Source organism: Streptomyces sp. NPDC059455 (genome assembly GCF_042750115.1).
Taxonomy (GTDB): Bacteria; Actinomycetota; Actinomycetes; order Streptomycetales; family Streptomycetaceae; genus Streptomyces; species Streptomyces endocoffeicus.
Map to the genome: position 1 here is coordinate 1 of NZ_JBHYVB010000386.1, position 5,099 is coordinate 5,099.

Sequence of the window (5,099 nt, forward strand, 5' to 3'; positions counted from 1 at the left end):
CCGGTGTTCGTGTTTCCGGGGCAGGGGTCGCAGTGGGTGGGTATGGCGGTGGAGTTGTTGGATTCGTCGCCGGTGTTCGCGGGTCGGTTGGCGGAGTGTGAGGTGGCGCTGTCGGCGTTCGTCGACTGGTCGTTGAGTGAGGTGTTGCGGGGTGGGGGTCCGGGGTTGGGGCGGGTGGATGTGGTGCAGCCGGCGTTGTGGGCGGTGATGGTGTCGTTGGCGGAGGTGTGGCGGGCGTGTGGGGTGACGCCTGCGGCGGTGGTGGGGCATTCGCAGGGGGAGATCGCTGCTGCGGTGGTGGCGGGTGGGCTGTCGTTGGAGGACGGGGCGCGGGTGGTGGCGTTGCGGTCGCAGGCCATCGCCCGTGGGTTGGCGGGTCGTGGCGGCATGATGTCCGTGTCGGAGGGCGCCGATCGGGTGCGGGAGCGCATCACCGCCTGGGACGGTCGTATCTCGGTGGCTGCGGTCAACGGTCCCGGCTCGATCGTGGTGTCCGGTGACCCGGAGGCCCTTCGTGAACTCCAGGCGGAGTGCGAGGGCGGGGACGTACGGGCGAAGCTGATCCCGGTGGACTACGCGTCCCACTCGGCCCATGTGGAAGCGCTCCGCGAGGAGTTGCTCGACCTGCTCGCCCCGATCCGCCCGCGCACCTCGGACACCACCTTCCACTCCACCGTCACGGGCACACCCCTGGACACCGCGGGTCTGGACGCCGGGTACTGGTACACCAATCTGCGGGAGACGGTGGAGCTGGAGTCGGCGGTGCGGGCTCTGTCCGCCGCCGGGTTCGGCACGTTCCTGGAGATGTCCCCGCATCCGGTGCTGACCATGCCGCTCCAGGCGACCGTCGAGGACGCCGTGGTCGTGGGGTCGCTGCGCCGTGACGACGGTGGTCCCGAGCGGTTCCTGGCCTCGCTGGGCGAGGCGTTCGTCCGTGGCGTGGCCGTCGACTGGGCCGCGGTGTTCGCCGGGCTGGGCGCGTCCGTGGTGGATCTGCCCACGTACGCCTTCCAGCGGCAGCGCTACTGGCTGGAGCGACCCACGGCGCAGGTGGCCGCCACCGGGGGCGACCCGGTGGACGCCGAGTTCTGGGACGCCGTCGAGCGCGAGGACGTGGCCGCGTTGACCGCCGCGCTGGAGGTGGCCGCCGACGAGGAGCGGTCGTCGCTGCGGACCGTGCTCCCGGCGCTGTCCTCCTGGCGACGTGGCCGCCGCGAGCGGTCCGTACTCGACTCCTGGCGCTACCACGTCACCTGGAACCGGGTGCCGGACCCGGCCTCCGCGGCCCTGACCGGCACCTGGCTGCTCGCGGTCCCGGCCGGACACCTCGTCGGACGCCCCGCCGGACGCCCCGGCACCGAGCTCATCGACGCCGTACGCGGCGGTCTGGAGACCCACGGCGCCACGGTCGTCACCGTCGAGGTGGCCGAGGCCGACCGCGCCGCTGTCGCCGCGCGGATAGCAGAAGCCACCGCCGGAGTCACCCCGGCCGGGGTGCTCTCGCTGCTCGGGCTCCCCGACGCACCGCACCCCGCACACGCGGGCGTGCCCATGGGACTCGCGCTCACCCTCGCCCTCGTCCAGGCCCTCGGCGACACCGGGGTGGACGCCCCGCTGTGGCTGGCCACCCGTGGCGGCGTGTCCGTCGGCGGCACCGACGCCCTCGACAGCCCCGCCCAGGCGGCCGTATGGGGACTGGGCCGGGTCGCCGCCCTGGAACACCCCCAGCGCTGGGGCGGCATGGTCGACCTGCCGGACACCGTCGACGGCCGGGTGACCACCCGGCTGTGCGGTGCGCTCGCGGGCCGCCTCGACGACGAGGACCAGCTGGCCCTGCGGCCCTCCGGGGTTTTCGTCCGGCGGCTGGTACGGGCCGCGGAGCACCCGCGGCCGGTACGGGCCGCGGAGCACCGGGGGAGCGGCCCCGCCTGGACCCCCGAGGGCACCGTGCTGCTCACCGGGGGCACCGGTGGCGTCGGAGCCCAGATCGCCCGCCGGCTGGCCCAGGCCGGTGCCGAACACCTGGTGCTCACCAGCCGTCGTGGCCCCGAGGCCCCTGGCGCGGACAAGCTCAGGGCCGAACTGACCGAGCTCGGCGCCAAGGTCACCGTGGCCGCGTGCGATGTGGCCGACCGCGCCGCGCTGGAGGCGCTGGTCCGGCAGGTGGAGGCCGAGGGCCCGCCGATCCGTTCCGTACTGCACATCGCCGGTGCCGGTGTGCTCGTCCCGCTCGCCGACACCGATCTGGCGGAGTTCGCGGACACGGCGGAGGCCAAGGTCGCGGGTGCCGCGAACCTGGACGCGCTCTTCGACCGGGACACGCTCGACTCCTTTGTGCTCTTCTCCTCCATCTCGGCCGTCTGGGGCAGTGGTGAACACGGCGCGTACGCCGCCGCCAACGCCTATCTCGACGGGCTCGCCGAGCGGCGCCGGGCCCGCGGCCTCACCGCCACCTCGGTGGTGTGGGGCATCTGGAGCCCCGAGGAGGGCGGGATGGCCGCCAACCTCGCCGAGGAGCAACTGCGCGGCCGGGGCATCCCGTTCATGTCCCCCCGGCTCGCCATCGACGCCTTCTGGCAGGTGATGGAGCGGGACGAGACCGTGGTCGTCGTCGCCGACGTGGACTGGGAGCGGTTCGTCCCCGTCTTCACCTCGGCCCGGCCCAGCCCGCTCATCGGCCAGGTGCCCGATGTGGCGCGGATCCTCGCCGCCGACGCCGACACCCGGGCGGACGCGACCGGCGAGTCCTCCTCGCTGCGCGACCGGCTGGCCGAGTTGGCCCCGGCGGACCGGCGGGCGGCCGTGCTGTCGCTGGTGCGCTCGCAGATCGCCACCGTCCTCGGCTACTCCGGCCCCGAGGCCGTCGACGTCACCCGCGCCTTCCGCGAGCTGGGCTTCGACTCCCTGAGCGCCGTCGACCTGCGCAACCGCCTGGGCACCGCCACCGGACTCCGCTTCCCCGTCACCGTCGTCTTCGACTACCCGAGCGCGGAGGAGCTCGCCGGACACATCGGCGCCGAACTCTTCCCCGACGACACCGCCGCCACCGCCCTCGACCCCGAAGAGGCCGACGTCCGCCGGGCGTTGACCTCCATCCCCCTGCTCCGGCTCCGCGAATCCGGACTCCTGGACGAACTGCTGCGGCTGGCCGGTTCCCACGACCCCGCCACCGCACCGGCGGACGAGGAGCCCGCCGAGTCCATCGACGACCTGGACGTGGATGACCTCGTGCGCATGGCCTACGACAAGAACGACCTCTGACGAGACTCGACTGCGGAGCTGACAATGGCAAACCCAACCGACAAGATCGTTGGCGCGCTGCGGGAGTCTCTGAAGGAGACCGAACGGCTGCGCCGGGTCAATCAGCAACTCACCGCCGCGTCCCGGGAACCCATCGCCATCGTGGCGATGAGCTGCCGCTACCCCGGCGATGTGCGCGGCCCCGAGGACCTGTGGGAGCTGGTCACCGGCGGGCGCGACGCCATTTCCGGCTTCCCCGGCAACCGCGGCTGGGACCTGGAGAACCTCTACGACCCGGACCCCGACCGGCAGGGCACCGTCTACGCCACCGAGGGCGGATTCCTCCACGACGCCGACCAGTTCGACCCCGCGTTCTTCGGCATCTCGCCCCGCGAGGCCACCGTGATGGACCCGCAGCAGCGGCTGCTGCTGGAGACCTCCTGGGAGGCGTTCGAGCGCGCCGGAATCGATCCGGCGGCGCTGCGCGGCAGCAAGACCGGCATCTTCGTGGGCGCCGCCTACCAGGGCTACATCCCCGACTGGCCCCATATGCCCGAGGGTCTTGAGGGCCACCTGGTCACGGGCATCTCCGCGAGCATCATGTCCGGCCGGGTCGCCTACACCCTGGGCCTGGAGGGCCCGGCCGTCACCATCGACACCGCCTGCTCGTCCTCGCTGGTCGCTCTCCACCTGGCCTGCCAGTCGCTGCGCCAGGGCGACTGCTCGCTCGCCCTCGCGGGCGGCGCCGCCGTGATGGGCGCCCCGATGGGGCTCATCGGCTTCGCCCGGCAGCGCGGGCTGGCACAGGACGGCCGCTGCAAGGCGTTCGCCGAGGGGGCCGACGGCATGGGCCTCGGCGAGGGCGTCGGCATGCTGCTGCTGGAGCGCCTTTCGGACGCACGGCGCAACGGCCACAAGGTGCTGGCCGTGGTGCGCGGCTCGGCCGTCAACCAGGACGGTGCCAGCAATGGCCTCACCGCCCCCAACGGCCGCTCCCAGCAGCGGGTCATCCGCCAGGCGCTCGCCAACGCCGCGCTCACGGCGGAGCAGATCGACGCGATCGAGGCCCATGGCACCGGCACCCCGCTGGGCGACCCGATCGAGGCGGGCGCGCTGCTCGCCACGTACGGGAAGGACCGCGCGGCGGACCGCCCCGTGCTGATCGGCTCGCTGAAGTCCAACATCGGCCATCCGCAGGCCGCCGGCGGTGTCGGCGGTGTCATCAAGATGGTGCAGGCCATGCGCCACGGCCTGCTGCCCAGGACACTTCACGCCGAGGAGCGCTCCTCGCGGATCGACTGGTCGGCGGGGGCGGTGGAGCTGCTGACCGAGGCCAGGGAGTGGCCGCGCGGCGAGGAGCCCCGCCGGGCCGCCATCTCGGCCTTCGGGGCCAGTGGCACCAATGTGCACACCATCCTCGAGGAGGCGCCCGAGGAGGAGCCTTCGGAGGCCGTGGCCGTTCCCGCGGCTGAGGGGGACGCCCCGGTGGGCCGGGGAGTGGTGCCGTGGGTGCTGTCGGCGAAGAGCGCGGCGGGGCTGCGGGCGCAGGCCGAGCGGCTGCTGACGCATGTGACCGCGCGCCCCGCGCTGTCCCCGGCCGACGTCGGCCACTCGCTCGCCACCACCCGTGGCCGCTTCGACCACCGAGCGCTGGTCCTGGGCGGCGACCGCGACGAGCTGATCGACGCACTGGGCGCACTGGCGTCGGGCGGCGAGTCCCCGCGGGTGGTGCGTGGCGCGGGAGTGACGGCGACCGACGCCCGTCCGGTGTTCGTGTTTCCGGGGCAGGGGTCGCAGTGGGTGGGTATGGCGGTGGAGTTGTTGGATTCGTCGCCGGTGTTCGCGGGTCGGTTGGCGGA

The 5,099-nt window shown here is 73.5% G+C and carries 2 protein-coding genes; both read left to right on the forward strand.

Annotation, left to right across the window (positions count from 1 at the left end; all coding sequences use genetic code 11):
• Positions 1-3,261, forward strand: a 3,261-nt coding sequence (locus ACFXB5_RS52515) for an SDR family NAD(P)-dependent oxidoreductase (protein WP_385222959.1), incomplete at its 5' end; no start/stop codon positions are given.
• A 24-nt stretch (positions 3,262-3,285) separates the two neighbouring features.
• The coding region (locus tag ACFXB5_RS52520) for a type I polyketide synthase (protein ID WP_385222961.1) at positions 3,286-5,099 on the forward strand (1,814 nt) is incomplete at its 3' end.